Origin of the sequence: Ancylobacter polymorphus (genome assembly GCF_022836935.1) — a bacterium.
Taxonomy (GTDB): domain Bacteria; phylum Pseudomonadota; class Alphaproteobacteria; order Rhizobiales; family Xanthobacteraceae; genus Ancylobacter; species Ancylobacter polymorphus_A.
Window position 1 is genome coordinate 2,062,810 of sequence record NZ_CP083239.1, and the last position, 14,591, is coordinate 2,077,400.

Annotated in this window: 19 protein-coding genes and 1 other RNA gene; 17 read left to right on the forward strand and 3 right to left on the reverse strand. The window is 67.4% G+C overall.

Annotated elements, in window-relative coordinates; all coding sequences use genetic code 11:
* Positions 1-65: 65 nt before the first annotated feature.
* Entirely contained in the window at positions 66-272 is a 207-nt protein-coding gene (locus tag K9D25_RS09645; RefSeq protein WP_244450625.1) for a DUF1192 domain-containing protein, read from the reverse strand.
* A 122-nt stretch (positions 273-394) separates the two neighbouring features.
* Here K9D25_RS09645 and K9D25_RS09650 point away from each other — a divergent pair, with 122 nt between their 5' ends.
* The 6 genes from K9D25_RS09650 (at position 395) to K9D25_RS09675 (ending at position 4,996) form a co-directional block, all read left to right on the forward strand.
* The gene (locus K9D25_RS09650) at positions 395-1,396 is read left to right on the forward strand and encodes an NAD(P)H-quinone oxidoreductase (RefSeq protein ID WP_244450626.1); all 1,002 of its coding nucleotides are present in this window, start codon (positions 395-397) and stop codon (positions 1,394-1,396) included.
* A gap of 271 nt (positions 1,397-1,667) precedes the next feature.
* A non-coding RNA gene (gene ssrS / locus K9D25_RS09655) (6S RNA) lies at positions 1,668-1,823 on the forward strand.
* Between the two features lie 11 nt (positions 1,824-1,834).
* The gene (locus K9D25_RS09660) at positions 1,835-2,440 is read left to right on the forward strand and encodes a 5-formyltetrahydrofolate cyclo-ligase (RefSeq protein ID WP_244450627.1); all 606 of its coding nucleotides are present in this window, start codon (positions 1,835-1,837) and stop codon (positions 2,438-2,440) included.
* 3 nt (positions 2,441-2,443) lie between these two features.
* Positions 2,444-3,259, forward strand: coding sequence for a TIGR00282 family metallophosphoesterase (locus tag K9D25_RS09665; RefSeq protein ID WP_244450628.1), 816 nt, complete (start codon positions 2,444-2,446; stop codon positions 3,257-3,259).
* A gap of 55 nt (positions 3,260-3,314) precedes the next feature.
* A complete protein-coding gene (locus K9D25_RS09670; RefSeq protein ID WP_244450629.1) occupies positions 3,315-4,130 on the forward strand; it encodes an FkbM family methyltransferase in 816 nt (271 codons plus the stop codon).
* Between the two features lie 119 nt (positions 4,131-4,249).
* Positions 4,250-4,996, forward strand: a complete 747-nt coding sequence (locus K9D25_RS09675; protein WP_244450630.1) for a YebC/PmpR family DNA-binding transcriptional regulator — start codon at positions 4,250-4,252, stop codon at positions 4,994-4,996.
* Positions 4,997-5,011: 15 nt separating this feature from the next.
* On the opposite strand, the gene K9D25_RS09680 is transcribed toward K9D25_RS09675, so the two are convergent.
* Positions 5,012-5,758 (reverse strand): sulfite exporter TauE/SafE family protein, encoded by a 747-nt coding sequence (locus K9D25_RS09680; RefSeq protein ID WP_244450631.1) that lies wholly within the window; start codon positions 5,756-5,758, stop codon positions 5,012-5,014.
* 240 nt (positions 5,759-5,998) lie between these two features.
* On the opposite strand from K9D25_RS09680, the gene K9D25_RS09685 reads away from it, so the two are divergent.
* From K9D25_RS09685 to K9D25_RS09710, 6 genes are all read left to right on the forward strand, one after another.
* Entirely contained in the window at positions 5,999-6,928 is a 930-nt protein-coding gene (locus K9D25_RS09685) for a DMT family transporter (RefSeq protein WP_244450632.1), read from the forward strand.
* A 112-nt stretch (positions 6,929-7,040) separates the two neighbouring features.
* On the forward strand, positions 7,041-7,592 hold the full coding sequence (ruvC, locus tag K9D25_RS09690; protein WP_244450633.1) for a crossover junction endodeoxyribonuclease RuvC: 552 nt from the start codon (positions 7,041-7,043) through the stop codon (positions 7,590-7,592).
* A complete protein-coding gene (gene ruvA / locus K9D25_RS09695) occupies positions 7,589-8,206 on the forward strand; it encodes a Holliday junction branch migration protein RuvA (RefSeq protein ID WP_244450634.1) in 618 nt (205 codons plus the stop codon). The genes ruvC and ruvA overlap by 4 nt, the downstream gene beginning before the upstream one ends.
* Positions 8,203-8,643 carry a hypothetical protein gene (locus tag K9D25_RS09700; RefSeq protein WP_244450635.1) on the forward strand — a complete coding sequence of 147 codons (441 nt, stop codon included), beginning with the start codon at positions 8,203-8,205 and terminating at the stop codon, positions 8,641-8,643. Before ruvA ends, K9D25_RS09700 begins: the two co-directional genes overlap by 4 nt.
* Entirely contained in the window at positions 8,640-9,677 is a 1,038-nt protein-coding gene (gene ruvB, locus K9D25_RS09705) for a Holliday junction branch migration DNA helicase RuvB (RefSeq protein ID WP_244450636.1), read from the forward strand. The genes K9D25_RS09700 and ruvB overlap by 4 nt, the downstream gene beginning before the upstream one ends.
* 56 nt (positions 9,678-9,733) lie before the next feature.
* Entirely contained in the window at positions 9,734-10,366 is a 633-nt protein-coding gene (locus K9D25_RS09710; RefSeq protein WP_244450637.1) for a TetR/AcrR family transcriptional regulator, read from the forward strand.
* Positions 10,367-10,375: 9 nt separating this feature from the next.
* Here the strand turns inward: K9D25_RS09710 and K9D25_RS09715 are convergent, their stop codons facing one another.
* Positions 10,376-10,897 (reverse strand): hypothetical protein, encoded by a 522-nt coding sequence (locus K9D25_RS09715; RefSeq protein ID WP_244450638.1) that lies wholly within the window; start codon positions 10,895-10,897, stop codon positions 10,376-10,378.
* 99 nt (positions 10,898-10,996) lie between these two features.
* Between K9D25_RS09715 and K9D25_RS09720 the strand changes: the two genes are divergently transcribed.
* The 5 genes from K9D25_RS09720 to K9D25_RS09740 all read left to right on the forward strand — a co-directional run bounded on the left by K9D25_RS09720 (position 10,997) and on the right by K9D25_RS09740 (position 14,551).
* Complete coding sequence (locus tag K9D25_RS09720; RefSeq protein ID WP_244450639.1) at positions 10,997-11,413, forward strand: DUF2852 domain-containing protein; 417 nt, start codon at positions 10,997-10,999, stop codon at positions 11,411-11,413.
* 83 nt (positions 11,414-11,496) lie between these two features.
* Positions 11,497-12,006 carry a tol-pal system-associated acyl-CoA thioesterase gene (ybgC, locus tag K9D25_RS09725; protein ID WP_244450640.1) on the forward strand — a complete coding sequence of 170 codons (510 nt, stop codon included), beginning with the start codon at positions 11,497-11,499 and terminating at the stop codon, positions 12,004-12,006.
* Positions 12,007-12,402: 396 nt separating this feature from the next.
* Complete coding sequence (gene tolQ / locus K9D25_RS09730; protein ID WP_244450837.1) at positions 12,403-13,104, forward strand: protein TolQ; 702 nt, start codon at positions 12,403-12,405, stop codon at positions 13,102-13,104.
* A 4-nt stretch (positions 13,105-13,108) separates the two neighbouring features.
* The gene (gene tolR / locus K9D25_RS09735; protein WP_244450641.1) at positions 13,109-13,564 is read left to right on the forward strand and encodes a protein TolR; all 456 of its coding nucleotides are present in this window, start codon (positions 13,109-13,111) and stop codon (positions 13,562-13,564) included.
* Between the two features lie 3 nt (positions 13,565-13,567).
* The gene (locus tag K9D25_RS09740) at positions 13,568-14,551 is read left to right on the forward strand and encodes a cell envelope biogenesis protein TolA (RefSeq protein WP_244450642.1); all 984 of its coding nucleotides are present in this window, start codon (positions 13,568-13,570) and stop codon (positions 14,549-14,551) included.
* Positions 14,552-14,591: the final 40 nt, after the last annotated feature.

The window sequence follows — 14,591 nt, forward strand, 5'->3', positions numbered from 1 at the left end:
CCACTCGCGGTCAAAAAGGACCGGCGCCAGTAATAGGTCGGAAACCTTAATCGGGGGTTAAGGCATCAGCGCTTGAAGACGTTCTCGGCGGCGAGGCGGGAGGCGCGCTTGGCCTCCAGGGCCTGCTTCAGCCGCTCGATTTCGGCGGCGAGCTGAACGATGCGCTCCTCGATCTCGGTCTCGGAGAGGGCGGAAATATCGGTGCCGACCATGTGGGTTGCGGGCTTCGCTGCCGGGGCCGCCGAGGGGAAAAGGTCATCGTCGATCGCCATCGCTCTGCTCCTGTTCGTCGCCCGGCACATGCAATGAACTTAGCCGCCCCTGTGCGCGGTTGCCAGCACTGGCGGCTTGACCTAGGACGGACGGAACATTCGAACAGGATGAGGACGACGCCGTGACCGAGCTGCCCGCCACCATGACCGCCATCGGCCTGCCCACGCCGGGCGGACCGGAAGCCCTGGTTCCCGTGGAGCGGCCGGTGCCGGTCCCGGGCGCGGGCGAAATCCTGGTCAAGGTGGCGGCCGCCGGCGTCAATCGCCCGGATGTGATGCAGCGCAAGGGCCTGTACCCGCCGCCGCCCGGCGCGCCGGACATTCCCGGCCTCGAAATCGCCGGCGAGGTGGTGGCGCTCGGCGCGGGCGTGACGCGCTGGAAGCTCGGCGACAAGGTGTGCGCGCTGGTCTCCGGCGGCGGCTATGCCCAGTATTGTCTGGCGGATGAGGGCTCTGCCCTGCCGGTGCCTGCGGGGCTTTCCATGGTCGAGGCGGCGGCGCTGCCGGAGACCTTCTTCACCGTCTGGACCAATGTGTTCGACCTCGCCGGGCTGAAGGCGGGCGAGCGATTCCTCGTGCATGGCGGCACCTCCGGTATCGGCACGACGGCGATCCAGCTCGCCAAGGCCTTTGGCGCCACCGTGTTCACCACCGCGGGCAGCGCCGAGAAGTGCGAGGTCTGCCGCCAGCTCGGCGCCGATGTCGCCATCGACTACAAGACCGAGGACTTCGTCGCCGTGGTGAAGGAGAAGGCCGGCGGCAAGGGCGTCAACGTCATTCTCGACATGGTGGGCGGCTCCTACATTGCCCGCAATTACGAGGCCGCCGCGCCGCAGGCCCGGCTGGTGCAGATCGCCTTCATGGAAGGCTCCAAGGTGCAGATCGACTTCATGCGGCTGATGCTCAAGCGCCTGTCGCATATGGGCTCGACCCTGCGCTCGCGGCCCAAGGCGGAGAAGGCGGCGATCGCCGCGTCGCTGGTCGAGAAGGTGTGGCCGCTGATCGAGGCCGGCAAGGTCAAGCCTGTCATGGACCAGAGCTTCCCGCTGGAAAAGGCCAGCGAGGCTCATGCCCGGATGGAGACCAGCGCGCATATCGGCAAGATCATGCTCACCGTGGGGTGAGGCCTGACAGATCGCTGCGGCGGATGTCCGGGCGAGGGGCATGCCGAAGACTCTTCGCTGGGTCCCGGATCGGCGCGGCGCCTTGCGCCGCTGGTCCGGGACACAGCGCTTCGTGTCCCGGACCAGCGACGGCGTAGCCGGAGCGCCGAGCCGGGACCCAGGCGAGACTCTTTGGCGGAAACGCGACGCGCCCGCCCCCGTTCACCGAAAGCTGTTCAGCCGCCGTCATCCCCCTCTGGCAATTTTCCCTGCGGCGTCCTAGATTTGTCACGCGGGGCTGCGGGGTTCGTCAGGAGCACATATTTCCGGGGCCTTATCGATCTCAAAGGGAGCTGTCCCTGACCTTGCCCCTGGGCTTGGACACACGGCGCCCACCTACGTTGTAGGTTCCCGGGATCGAGCCTCCAACGGCCATCGTGGCTCCGCACTCATTGCATCATGCCTCTTGTGACAGACGCCCAACTCGACAAGGCCAGCCTCCGCACCGTGGCCCTCGCCCGGCGGGCGGCGCTTGAGCCTGCCGCGCGCGCGGCGGCGGCGGAAGCGGCTGCTGCCCACGCCATGGAATGGCTCGGCGCGGTGCGGGGCGAAGTCGTCTCCGTCTTCGCGTCCATTGGCGGCGAGATCGATACCGGTCCGCTGGTGCGTCGGCTGCGAGAGGCCGGCGCGTGCATCGCCCTGCCGATCGTGCTGGAAATCGGCAAGCCGCTGCTGTTCCGGCTGTGGGAGGCGGGGGTCGAACTAATCCCCTCCGCCGGTCCCGGCCGCATGGCCATTCCCGCCCCGCCGGAGGACGCGCCCGCTGTCTCGCCCGATGTGCTCGTGGTGCCGCTCGCCGGCTTCGATGCGCGCGGCAACCGGCTCGGCTATGGAGCGGGCTTCTATGATCGCACGCTCAGCCTGCTGCGCCACGCCAAGCGCGTCGAAGCGTTGGGCTATGCCTTCGCGGTGCAGGAATTGCCCGCCGTGCCGGCGGAGGCACATGATGAGCGGCTCGACGCCATCGCCACCGATGCCGGTGTCGTCCGCCCGGCCGAGGAGTGACGCATGCGCCTTCTTTTCCTCGGTGATGTGGTCGGGCGTCCCGGCCGCCAGGTCGTGCTGGAGCACCTGCCGCGCCTGCGCCGCCAATGGGCGCTCGATTTCGTCGTCGTGAATGGCGAGAACGCCGCCGGTGGCTTTGGCATCACCGAGGCGATCTATGAGGAGTTCCTGGAGGCTGGCGCTGACGCGGTCACGCTCGGCAACCACGCCTTCGACCAGCGCGAAGCGCTGGTGTTCATCGAGCGTGCGCCGCGCCTCGTCCGCCCCGCCAATTATCCGCCCGGCACGCCCGGACGCGGGGCGGCGCTGATCGAGGCGAATAATGGCGCGCAGGTGCTGGTGGTCAACATGATGGGCCGTGCCTTCATGGAGCCGCTCGACGACCCCTTCGCCGCCATCGACCGCGAGCTCGACGCGGCCCCGCTGGGACTGGTGGCGGATGCGGCCATTGTCGATTTCCACGCCGAAACCACCAGCGAGAAGCAGGCCTTCGGCCATTGGTGCGACGGAAGGGCGAGCCTCGTCATCGGGACCCATACCCATGTGCCGACCGCCGACCACCGCATCCTCTCCGCCGGCACCGCCTATATGACCGATGTCGGCATGTGCGGCTGCTATGACGGGGTGATCGGCATGGACAAGGAGGAGCCGCTGCGCCGCTTTACCCGCAAGATCGGCTCGTCGCGCTTCGAGCCGGCGACCGGGCCGGGCACGCTGTCGGGGCTCGCGGTGGAGACGGATGGCAGCGGGCACGCGATTGCCGTGGCGCCGGTGCGCATCGGTGGTAACCTGTGCGGGGCCGTGCCGGACTTCTGGTAGGGTGCCGGCGAGGCGGCCGAGCCGCTTTCACCCCTCTCCTTTGTCAGAGGCATGCATGGGTATGTTGGACGTGCTCAGAACGCAGGGGTGGTTGCGTTTCGTTTCCAAGGCGCCGCGAAGGGTCCGGCGAGTCGTCGTTCGCAAGATAAATAAACTATTCAACCGTAATATTGTGCGTTCATTCTACGGTGTGTTTTTGACGGAAAATGGGAACGACGCGACCTTTCGTTTCTGCGTTAACGGGACCTATGGAACATTTTACTCGAATTATCTGCGGGAAATCGATTACCCGTTCATTTTTGTAGATATCGGGGCAAATCAGGGACTTTATTCCCTCATCGCTGCTCAAAATCCTTACTGCGAACGAGCCGTCAGTCTTGAGCCGGTGAGCGAGACGTTCCGTCTGCTCACCGCCAACATCCGTGCCAATGGATTGGCGGGCATGATTGTCGCGTTGAATTGTGGCCTGTCGTCCGAGAATGCGCGCGTGAAAATCCGCTTGAAGCCGGGGCATAGCGGCGCGGCTTCCCTTCACAACACGTTCGCCGGCACGGAGGGCGTCGAGGAAATCCAGATTTCCACCGCCGCGATCCTCGAGCCTTATCTTGCCCCGGGCCTTCCATTGGTCGTGAAGATCGACACCGAGGGCCATGAGCACGTGGTGATCGGGGAGTTGGCGCGAAGCCGTTTTGCCGACCGGGTGATCTCTGTGTTCTATGAAGTCGATGTCGCGTGGGCGGACCCGGAAAATCTCAAGGCGGGTCTGCGCGCCATGGGGTTCGACCATTTCCACCCGATCCGCGGCGGCACGCATTACGATGTGATGGCGACACGGCAGGGGGGCGGGTCTGCGGAGTGTCGAGCCGCGTAAGGTGATGCGCTCTGCGCTTTACGCGCGCCCGCCCTCTCGCCTATAAGCCGCGCACCTTTTCTTTCAGGCATTCGACACGGCCGGGCCACGGGCCCGCCCGGTGTGACGTGGAGGCGGCCATGGCCGGGCATTCGCAATTCAAGAACATCATGCACCGCAAGGGCAAGCAGGACGCGGTGCGTTCCAAGCTGTTCTCCAAGCTGGCGCGTGAAATCACCGTCGCGGCCAAGCTCGGCATGCCCGACCCGGCGATGAACCCGCGCCTGCGCGCCGCCGTGCTGGCGGCCCGCGCGGAAAACATGCCCAAGGACAATATCGACCGCGCGATCAAGAAGGCGCTGGGCGGCGACTCGGAGAACTATGATGAGATCCGCTATGAGGGCTACGGCCCCGGCGGTGTCGCCGTCATCGTCGAGGCGCTGACCGACAACCGCAACCGCACCGCCTCGGAAGTGCGCTCCTACTTCACCAAGTCCGGCGGGGCGCTGGCCGAGACCGGCGCGGTCTCCTTCATGTTCGACCGCATCGGCACGGTGGAGTTCGACGCCGCCAAGGCCTCGGCCGACGCCATGCTGGAAGCCGCCATCGACGCCGGCGCGGATGACGTGACTTCGGACGAGAACGGCCATGAGGTCGTCTGCTCGGTGGAGAACCTGCACGAGGTCGCCCGGGCGCTGGAAGCCAAGTTCGGCGAGCCGCGCAAATCCGGCCTCGTCTGGCGGCCGCAGAACACGGTGGCGGTGGATGACGAAGTGGCGGAAAAGCTGATCCGCCTCGTCGACAATCTCAACGACAATGACGACGTGCAGAACGTCTATGCCAATTTCGAGCTGTCCGACGCCTTCATGGCGAAGATGGGCGGCTGATCTGGGTCGCGCTGCTCACCGCCCGATCAGCGTGTCGAACAGCGGCAGGCTGATGAGGGCGGCGGCGGCGATGACCCAATAGGCGGCGACGCGGTAGTGCCGGTCCGACGCGCCGCGAAAGGCGCGCGCGCCGGCATAGAGCCCGAGCGCATAGGCCGGCCCGAGAAGCAGGGTCAGCCTCCCGACCTCGGCGGTGAACATGCCGTTGAGCGCGTAGGAGGAGCCGGTCGCCAGCGTCACCAGCGCGAAGAAGCCGAACAGGTTCGCCCGCACCAGCACGGAGGGCTGGCCGCTGCCGAGCCAGTACACCACCACGGCAGGCCCGGACATCTGTGCCGCGCCGCCGCAGAAGCCGGCGACCGCGCCGATGCCCAGCGTGACGGGCAGGGTGTGCCGGCCGGTGTGGCGCCAGCCCGAGGCCAGCAGCGCCAGCAGCCCCAGCCCGAGAAAGGCGAGCGCCCAGCGCACCACCAGCGGGTTCGTATGCTGCAATACCCACACGCCGGCCGGAACCGCCACCACGGCGCCCACCGCCAGCGGGGCGACCTGTCGCCAGACACAGGCGCGCAGCGCCGGAACGACGAAGGGCAGCGTCATCAGCGTGTCGATGAGCAGGAGCGAGGGCACCGCCACGCGCGGGCCATAGGCGGCGCTGACCAGCGGCACGAAGATGAGGGCTCCGCCGAAGCCCGAGAAGCCGCGCGTCGCGCCAGCAATGAGCGCGGTGAGGAAGGCCCAGGCAAGGGCGGTGTCGAGGGCCATGAACGAACCGGGGGGAAGGCGCACGCCGCCAGGGCCTGCGTGCGTAGAGCTAGCTCCCCGCCAGAGACGCGTCAACATGATCGGCGATCGAACCGTCCCATCCATCAGTTTTCGCGAACGTGCCTATTCGCAAAACGCGTTTGCGAAGACGGGTCGCGCGCGCCACATTTCGGCTAACGCTCATCCCGGCCGCGCCGGGTACCCCTCTTGCTTGCGCCGCTTTGCGGCGGGAATTCGCTCATGAACACGTCTGTCTCAACGGCCGCGCCGGGCGGCGCGGCGGTGCCGTCGCTTTCCGACCGCTTGATCGGCGCCGGCTGCGCGTTGCTCGCCATTGCCATCTGGGGCGGCTGGATCGTCTCCACCCGCCACGCCGTACACGGGCATCTGCCCCCGGCGACCATCGGCTGGCTGCGCTTCATCGTGCCAGCGGTGGTGCTCGCACCCGCCTGGTGGCGCATCGGCCTATGGCCGAAGCGGGGCTTGCGTCCCTTCCTGCTCTGCTTTCTCGGCGCCGGCGCTTTCTTCTTCCTCGATGTGGCGACGGCGATGCGCTTCGTGCCGGCGGCGGATGTAGGGCCGCTCTTGCCCGGGACCATGCCGCTGATCGTCGCCGCCATCTCGGTGCTGGTGTTCCGCGAGAAGCTCGGCACGGCGCGGGCGATCGGCTTTGCCGCCATCGCGCTCGGCGTGCTCACCCTCGGCGGGCGTGGCCTTTTGTATCCGCAGGACGGCGCCTGGCGCGGCCATGCGCTGCTGCTGGCCGGCGCGACGATGTGGGCCGGCTACACGCTGGCCTTTCGCCGTACCGGGCTGAAGGCGACGGAGACGGTGGGGCTCGTCGGGCTGTGGTCGGCCGTCATCCTCACGCCTTACGGTCTCCCCGGTGTGATCGACGCCGTCTCCGCTGGCTATGGCCGCGAAATCCTGATCCAGCTCCTTATTCAGGGGCTGCTGTCCGGTGTCGTCGCCCTGGTGGCGTTCGGCATCGCCATCGAGCGTCTGGGCTCCTCCCGCGCCGCCGCCTTTACGGGGCTGGTGCCGGCCCTGGCGGCGGTGATCGCGGTGCCGGTGCTGGGCGAACATCCCGACACGGCGGCGATCATCGGCGTGGTGGCGACCGGGGTGGGGGTGACGCTGGCGAGTGGGGCGTTCAGCGGCGGGCGCTGAGGCCGCATGCGTTAACGGCGCGTTCACCCTGAGCGACGATGCGCGGTGTCCCGGACGCCGCGCGCACCGTCTCCCCTAGGCGTTCGTCCTTTGTTCGGCTACGCCCTAGGGCATGGTGCCATCGCCGATTCGCATTCTCGGGCTCGATCCGGGCCTCCGCCGCACCGGCTGGGGGGTGATCGAGGCTGCCGGCACGCGGCTCAGCTTCATCGCCTGCGGCACGGTGATGCCGCCGGAGGAGGGGGGGCTCGCCGAGCGGTTGGCCTGTCTCCACACCGAGCTGATGCAGGTGCTGCGCGCCTATGCCCCCGATGAGGCGGCGGTGGAAGAAACCTTCGTCAACGTCAACCCGGCCTCGACGCTCAAGCTCGGCCAGGCGCGCGGCGTGGTGATGCTGACCCCCGCGCTGGCCGGGGTGCCGGTGTCGGAATATGCGGCCTTGCTGGTGAAGAAGACCGTGGTCGGCGCCGGCCGGGCGGAGAAGGCGCAAATCCGCCTGATGATGAAGATTCTGCTGCCTCAGGCGGATTTCACTACCGATGACGCGGCGGATGCGCTTGCGGTCGCGGTCACCCATGCGCAGCATCGGGGCATGGCGGCGATGAAGGCGCAGATGGCGGCGAAGGTGCCGCCGAAGCTCACGGCAAAGGCGGCGGCACGATGATCGGCAAGCTCAAGGGCCTCGTCGACTCCTATGGCGACGACCATGTGATCCTCGACGTGCAGGGCGTGGGCTATCTTGTCCACTGCTCCGGGCGCACGCTGCAGGCGCTGCCCAAGGCCGGCGAGGCGGCGGTGCTGTTCATCGAAACCTTCGTGCGCGAGGACATGATCCGGCTCTACGGCTTCGCCACGCCGGCGGAGAAGAGCTGGTTCCTGCTGCTGCAGAATGTGCAGGGCGTCGGCTCCAAGGTGGCGCTCAACGTGCTCTCGACCCTCTCGCCCGCCGAGCTCGCAAACGCGGTGGCACTCGGCGACAAGGTGATGGTGGCGCGCGCCAATGGCGTCGGCCCCAAGGTCGCCGCCCGGATCGTCGCCGAATTGAAGGACAAGGCGCCGGGCTTCGCCAGCGTCGACCCGGCAGTGGCGGGGCTCGCGGCACAGATCGAGGAGCGGCAGGCGCCCGGTCCGGTGGCGGATGCTGTCTCGGCGCTGGTCAATCTCGGCTATGCGCAGCTTCAGGCGAGCGCGGCCATCGCGGCGGCCCTGCGCGAGGCCGGCGAGGGCGCCGATGCCGCCAAACTGATCCGGCTCGGCCTGAAGGAACTGGCGCGATGATGCTGCGCTTCATCACCGCGCGCGAACCGGGGAAGCGGCAGCCCTGGCCGTGGTCGGCCCGCATTCCGGCGATGATCTTCGCCTATGGCGGGGCGATTCTCGCCGTGCTCACCATCGAGCGGCTGATGCACAGCGCGGCTTCCGCGTACTATGCCGCGATCGCGGTGGTGCCGGGCGGCGTGGTGGCCGGGATCTGCGCCTTTGCCCTTTCCTTCCGGTCGCGCCACCCGCTCTTCGTGCTGGCGGCCGTGGTGGTGGTGGCATTGCTGCCGCTCGGCGTTATCGCGGTGTCCTATGATTTCGGCGCGTTTCGCGAGCTGTTCGAGCAGCGTGCGGTGCTGCTGGCCCCGATCCTCGCGGCGGCGGTTGCGTTCGTCACCGGCGTGCTGATGGCCGGTGGCGTTTTTCCCGCGCGTGAACGGGAGAGGGCGGAATGAACGCCAAGCGCCTCGTCGCCCCCGACAAGCGCGAGGAAGATCTCGCGGAGGCCTCGCTGCGGCCGCAGAACCTAGCGGAGTTCGTCGGGCAGGAGCAGGCGCGCGCCAATCTCGACATCTTCATCAAGGCGGCCAAGGCGCGCGGCGAGGCGCTAGACCATGTGCTGTTCGTCGGCCCACCGGGGCTGGGTAAGACCACGCTGGCGCAGATCGTGGCGCGCGAACTCGGCGTCGGTTTCCGCTCCACCTCCGGCCCTGTCATCGCCAAGGCGGGCGATCTCGCGGCGCTGCTGACCAATCTCGAAGAACGCGACGTCTTGTTCATCGACGAGATTCACCGGCTCAACCCGGCGGTGGAGGAAATCCTCTATCCCGCCATGGAGGATTACGAGCTCGACCTGATCATCGGCGAGGGGCCGGCGGCGCGCTCGGTGAAGATCTCGCTGTCGAAATTCACCCTCGTGGGCGCGACCACCCGCTCGGGCCTGCTGACCACGCCGCTGCGTGACCGTTTCGGTATTCCCATCCGGCTGAACTTCTACACCGTCGAAGAACTGGAACTGGTGGTGACGCGTGGCGCGCGGGTGATGGGGATCCCCATCGCCAAGGACGGCGCCCGCGAGATCGCCCGCCGGGCGCGCGGCACGCCGCGCATTGCCGGGCGGCTGCTGCGCCGGGTGCGCGACTTCACGCTGGTGGCGGGCAAGGACATCATCGACCGCGCCGCCGCCGACCACGCGCTGCGGGCGCTGGAAGTGGACGGGCTCGGCCTCGACCAGATGGACCGGCGCTATCTCACCGTGGTGGCGATGAATTATGGCGGCGGGCCGGTGGGGGTGGAAACCATCGCCGCCGCGCTGTCCGAGCCGCGCGACGCCATCGAGGAGATCATCGAGCCCTATCTGGTGCAGCAGGGCTTTCTCCAGCGCACCCCACGCGGGCGCGTGCTGACCGCGCACGCCTTCAAGCATCTCGGCCTTGCCGCGCCGTCGAGCGTCAACCAGATGCCGCTGTTCGACGAGGGCGCGGATTAACCCCGTGCGCGCCCGGCCATCGACGTGGCTTCCCGCGTGATGTAAGTCCCCTTCACATGAGCTGGTCCCGGAACGGCGGAGAATCGCGCGGCTACCATCACGGCAACCTTCGGGAAGCCCTGATGAAGGCGGCGCTTGAGCTGATTGGCGAAAAGGGCACCGCCGGCGCCACTTTCGCCGAGGCGGCGCGCCGCGCCGGCGTCTCTCCGGCCGCGCCCTACCGCCATTTCCGCGACCGCGACGACCTGCTTGCAGCGGTCGCGGCTGATGGGTTCGAACGCTTCACCAAAGCTCTGGAAGCCGGCTGGAACGAGGGGCGTCCGGCGCCGGCGGAGGCCTTTGAACGGCTCGGCCGCGCCTATCTCGCCTTTGCCCGCGAGCATCCGGCGGACTATGTCGCCATGTTCGAATCCGGCCTGCGCAACGAGGCCTATCCGGCCCTCGATCAGGCTGGCCAGCGGGCCTTCGGCGTGCTGCGCGAGGCGGCGGACACGCTGGTCGCTTCCATGCCAGCCGGGGATCGCCCACCCGCCTTGATGGTGGCGCTGCACACCTGGGCGCTCGCGCATGGCGTTGCCTCGCTGTTCGGCCGCGCCGACGGCGCCCGTCGCAAACTGCCCATGGCGCCCGACGACCTGCTGGAAGCCGCGTTCCTCGTCTATCTCAAGGGGCTCGGTACGTGCGGCTAGGGCGCGCGCCTAGTCTTCCGTCGTGAGGTTGACCTCGATGGCGGCACCGGCGCCGCGGCAGAACAGCAGGATATCGTCCGGCTTGTTCTCTGGGGTCAGGATCACCGGGCGCTGCGCGCGTCCCGCCAGCCACAGCATGAAGCGGCCGAGCGCCTGCCAGTCCTCCGGCTCGCAGACATCGGACGGATCGATGTCGAACTCGATGTCGTCGCTGCGGAAGAAGTGCAGGTTGATCACGACATTGCCCGCATGCCACCGCAGGCTGGGGCTTGCGCGCTTCCAGACGGCGAACACATCTTCGATGCGGTCGGGCATAAGGCCCGGCTCGCCGTCGATCTCGAAGACAGCCGGAGGATCGAGTGCGCGCAACCCGTCGATCACGGCCTGCCAGCCATCGGGGCCGGCATCGAGCACATAGAGATCGCGCAGTCGGCCATCGGGCTCGAAAAAAGCGGCGACCTCGGTCCAGTCGGGAATCAATGCGGTCATCGAAGCAGTCCTTTGCTTTTCAATCCCGCAGACCGCGCCCATTGACAAGCGGCGGGTGGATTTCTATCTATGTGAATGTGATTAACATTAACCTAAGCGGGCATGGGGCCCGCGGCGGTTCTACCCAGGAGCGGTACGCCCATGGAGCTCGCACAGAAGCTCGACAGTTACGGCAAGCCGGCCTGGATCGCGCTCACGGTACTGGGCTTCATGGCCTGGTGGCCTCTGGGTCTTGCGGTCCTGGCCTTCACGATAGGGAGTGGACGGATGTTTTGTGGTGGCAAGCGCGGCTTCGGCCGCTGGCAGGAAGAGGGCGCGGAAGCGATGCGCAATTTCGGCAGCCGGTTCGGTGGCGGCTTCCCTTCCAGCGGCAACCGCGCCTTCGATGAATACCGCCAGGAGACGCTGCGCCGGCTGGAAGAGGAGCAGAAGGACTTCCGGTCCTTCCTCGACCGCCTGCGTCAGGCGAAGGACAAGGCGGAGTTCGACCAGTTCATGGCCGACCGCCGCAACCGCCCGGCCGCGCCTTCCGCGCCGACGGATGATGTCCAGCGCTGATCGGCTCCACCCTCTGCAACCGCGCCCTTTATCCGAAGGGCGCGGTTCTTTTTTTGCGAGCACTTCTCGTTTATGAGGGCGCCATGAACGAGCGCCCCGATCCTTTTTCCCCCGAGACCCTCAAGGCCGACCCTTTCCTGCATCTGGCCGGCCGGCTGGTGCCGGGTGGGCATGTGCTGCCCGTACGGGTCTATTACGAGGACACGGATTTCTCCGGCATCGTCTACCACGCCAACTACCTCAAATTCATGGAACGTGCCCGTTCCGACCATCTGCGCCTCATCGGCGTGGTGCAGGGCGAATTGTTCGGCGAGGCGCTGGCCGAGGCACCGGGCTTCGCCTTCGTGGTGCGCTCGATGGAACTGCAGTTCGTCCGCCCCGCCCGCATCGACGACGTGCTGGAAGTCCACACCAGCCCGGTCGAGGTCGCCGGCGCCTCCATCACCCTCGCCCAGAAGGTGAAGCGGGGAGACGAACTGCTGGTCGAAGGCAAGGTGAAAGTGGCCTTCGTTGCCCAGGGCCGCGCCCGCCGCATTCCCGATGCGCTGCGCGCCGCCATGAAGCTGGCGCTGGAACAGGCCCCGCAGCTCTGACACGCGCCCGGTAGCAAAGCACCCTTTTCGCTGTTGCGATGCGGCAACGCTAACGCGGTATTAACCCTAATGCGGTGTTGTACCGCGCGGCTGTAGACGCGCCTCGGCCCTTATCGCCCAAGTTTGGACAGACTCGGTCGGTTGATGGCGAACGCGTTCCCTTAAAGCAGCCATGCAGGGCATTCGCTGCTGTCGGCACCGGATGCAAGGCGGCGGTGCGACCTTTAACGAGCGGGCAGGATTGGCTTGATGACGCTGAAGAAGCTCTTAATCGCGGTGATGCTGGTTCTTACGGCGCCCGCGTCCCTAGCCATTGCCCAGAACGCGCCCGCTCCGGTCACCGCCGCGCCGACGGCGCAGGTCGACGGGCAGGCCGTCGCCGCCCCTCCCGGTGCGATGAGCGCGCCCGCCGGCGCCGGCATGGGCAGCGCCGACCTGTCGCTCATCGGCCTTTTCCTTCAGGCACACTTCATTGTGAAGCTGGTCATGGCGGGCCTCGTGCTCGCCTCGATCTGGGTCTGGGCGATCATCATCGACAAGACCATCCTGTACGGTCGCATGAAGCGGCAGATGGACCGCTTCGAGACCACCTTCTGGTCCGGCCAGAGCCTGGAAGAGCTGTATCGCTCGCTCTCCTCGCGCCCCAACCACGCCATGGCGGCGATCTTCGTCGCGGCGATGCGGGAGTGGAAGCGCTCCTATGAAGGCGGTGCGCGCTCGCTTTCCGGCCTCACCCAGCGGCTCGACAAGGTGATGAACGTCACCATCGCCCGCGAGGTGGAGCGGCTGGAGAGCCGCCTGCTGGTGCTGGCCACCGTCGGCTCTGCCGGTCCGTTCATCGGCCTGTTCGGCACGGTGTGGGGCATCATGACCAGCTTCCAGTCCATCGCCGCGTCGAAGAACACCAGCCTCGCCGTGGTGGCGCCGGGCATCGCCGAAGCCCTGTTCGCGACGGCAATCGGCCTCATCGCCGCCATTCCCGCGACGATTTTCTATAACAAGTTCGTTTCGCAGGTGAACCGGCAGGCGGCGCGGCTGGAGGGCTTCGCTGACGAGTTCTCCGCCATCCTGTCGCGCCAGATCGACGAACGGGGCTGATCGCATGGGCATGTCCGCAGGAGGAGCGGGAGGCGGCTGGCACTCGCGGCGTTCGCGCCGGCGGGGCGGCGGGGCCGTCATGTCCGAAATCAACGTCACGCCGATGGTCGACGTGATGCTGGTTCTGCTCATCATCTTCATGGTCGCCGCGCCCATGCTCACCACGGGCGTGCCGCTTGACCTTCCGCAGACCGAAGCCAAGGCGGTGCCGCAGGAGAGCGCGCCGCTGATCGTCAACATCACCAAGGACGGCAAGATCTTCCTGCAGGACACCGAGATCCCGGTCGACGAACTCGTGCCCAAGCTGCAGGCCATCGGCAAGGCCGGCTATGAGGAGCGCATCTTCGTGCGTGCCGACAAGAGCCTCGACTATGGCTCGGTCATGCGGGTGATGGGTCGGCTCTCCGGTGCCGGTTTCAAGCGCGTGGCGCTGGTCTCCGAAGTCGACCAGGGGGGCTGACGCATGAAGGCGGGCTTCCTCTCCTCGACGGTTCTTCATGTCGGCATCATCGGCTTCATGGCGGTCTCGTTCGCGTCACCCTCGCCCTATGAGGTGACGCCGGCCGAATCCATGCCGATCGACATCATCTCCGATTCCGAGATGTCGAAGATGATGGCGGGCAAGAAGGACGCGCCGAAGGAGAACCCGAAGCCCGTCGTCGAGAAGAAGGCCGATACGCCCAAGCAGGCGGAGAACCTCGACTCCAAGGTGTCGGAGAAGCCCGAGGTGAAGGCCGCCAACGAGCCGTCCGCGCCTCCGCCTCCGCCCCCTCCGCCGCCTCAGGCGAAGCCCGCCGAGCCCAAGCCTCCGGCCGCTCAGGCCGAATCCAAGCCCGCGCCGCCCCCGCCGCAGGATGCGGAGGCGCTCGCCGCCAAGCCGCCGGAGCCGCCCAAGGACCAGCCCAAGCCCCAGGAGCAGGCGCAGGCCACCCCGCCGCCGCCCGCGCCGCCCAAGAAGCCGAAGAACATTCCGCCCAAGGTGGTGCAGGAGCCGGCGCCCGAGCGCGACTTCAACCCGAACCAGATCGCCGCCCTGCTGAACAAGCAGGACCCGCGGCGCACGGCGGCGCTTGGCGACACCATCAACAACACCGCCTCGCTCGGCGCGTCGCAGGGAACGGCAACTTCCCTGTCGCAGACCGAGATCGACGCGCTGCGCGCCTATATCGCCCGCTTCTGGAAGCTGCCGGCCGGCGCGGTCGACGCCGCTCAGGTGACAGTGGTGTTCAAGATCGTGCTGAGCCCGGACCGCCGGCTGGTGGGGGCGCCGCAGCTGGTCGAGGTGCAGGGCGCCGGCAATGCCTATGCGCCGATCGTGCGGGAAACCGCGCAGCGGGCACTGTACGAGATCGCCAATCAACAGAACCCGTTCCCGATGCTGCGTGCCGACCGTTACGACACGTGGAAGGAACTGGAGCTGGGGTTCAACCCGGCCATGCTTCATTGATGCCCGTTTTTTTCGAGGTACCCAGAATGTCGCGGCGTTT

Excerpts from the sequence above, each read along its gene's own strand:
- K9D25_RS09645 (WP_244450625.1), bottom strand. The coding sequence starts at position 272 with ATGGCGATCGACGATGACCTTTTCCCCTCGGCGGCCCCGGCAGCGAAG.
- K9D25_RS09660 (WP_244450627.1), top strand. The coding sequence starts at position 1,835 with ATGCCTCTTGTGACAGACGCCCAACTCGACAAGGCCAGCCTCCGCACC.
- K9D25_RS09665 (WP_244450628.1), top strand. The coding sequence starts at position 2,444 with ATGCGCCTTCTTTTCCTCGGTGATGTGGTCGGGCGTCCCGGCCGCCAG.
- K9D25_RS09670 (WP_244450629.1), top strand. The coding sequence starts at position 3,315 with ATGGGTATGTTGGACGTGCTCAGAACGCAGGGGTGGTTGCGTTTCGTT.
- K9D25_RS09675 (WP_244450630.1), top strand. The coding sequence starts at position 4,250 with ATGGCCGGGCATTCGCAATTCAAGAACATCATGCACCGCAAGGGCAAG.
- K9D25_RS09680 (WP_244450631.1), bottom strand. The coding sequence starts at position 5,758 with ATGGCCCTCGACACCGCCCTTGCCTGGGCCTTCCTCACCGCGCTCATT.
- K9D25_RS09685 (WP_244450632.1), top strand. The coding sequence starts at position 5,999 with ATGAACACGTCTGTCTCAACGGCCGCGCCGGGCGGCGCGGCGGTGCCG.
- ruvC (WP_244450633.1), top strand. The coding sequence starts at position 7,041 with ATGGTGCCATCGCCGATTCGCATTCTCGGGCTCGATCCGGGCCTCCGC.
- ruvA (WP_244450634.1), top strand. The coding sequence starts at position 7,589 with ATGATCGGCAAGCTCAAGGGCCTCGTCGACTCCTATGGCGACGACCAT.
- K9D25_RS09700 (WP_244450635.1), top strand. The coding sequence starts at position 8,203 with ATGATGCTGCGCTTCATCACCGCGCGCGAACCGGGGAAGCGGCAGCCC.
- ruvB (WP_244450636.1), top strand. The coding sequence starts at position 8,640 with ATGAACGCCAAGCGCCTCGTCGCCCCCGACAAGCGCGAGGAAGATCTC.
- K9D25_RS09710 (WP_244450637.1), top strand. The coding sequence starts at position 9,734 with ATGAGCTGGTCCCGGAACGGCGGAGAATCGCGCGGCTACCATCACGGC.
- K9D25_RS09715 (WP_244450638.1), bottom strand. The coding sequence starts at position 10,897 with ATGGGCGCGGTCTGCGGGATTGAAAAGCAAAGGACTGCTTCGATGACC.
- K9D25_RS09720 (WP_244450639.1), top strand. The coding sequence starts at position 10,997 with ATGGAGCTCGCACAGAAGCTCGACAGTTACGGCAAGCCGGCCTGGATC.
- ybgC (WP_244450640.1), top strand. The coding sequence starts at position 11,497 with ATGAACGAGCGCCCCGATCCTTTTTCCCCCGAGACCCTCAAGGCCGAC.
- tolQ (WP_244450837.1), top strand. The coding sequence starts at position 12,403 with ATGAGCGCGCCCGCCGGCGCCGGCATGGGCAGCGCCGACCTGTCGCTC.
- tolR (WP_244450641.1), top strand. The coding sequence starts at position 13,109 with ATGGGCATGTCCGCAGGAGGAGCGGGAGGCGGCTGGCACTCGCGGCGT.
- K9D25_RS09740 (WP_244450642.1), top strand. The coding sequence starts at position 13,568 with ATGAAGGCGGGCTTCCTCTCCTCGACGGTTCTTCATGTCGGCATCATC.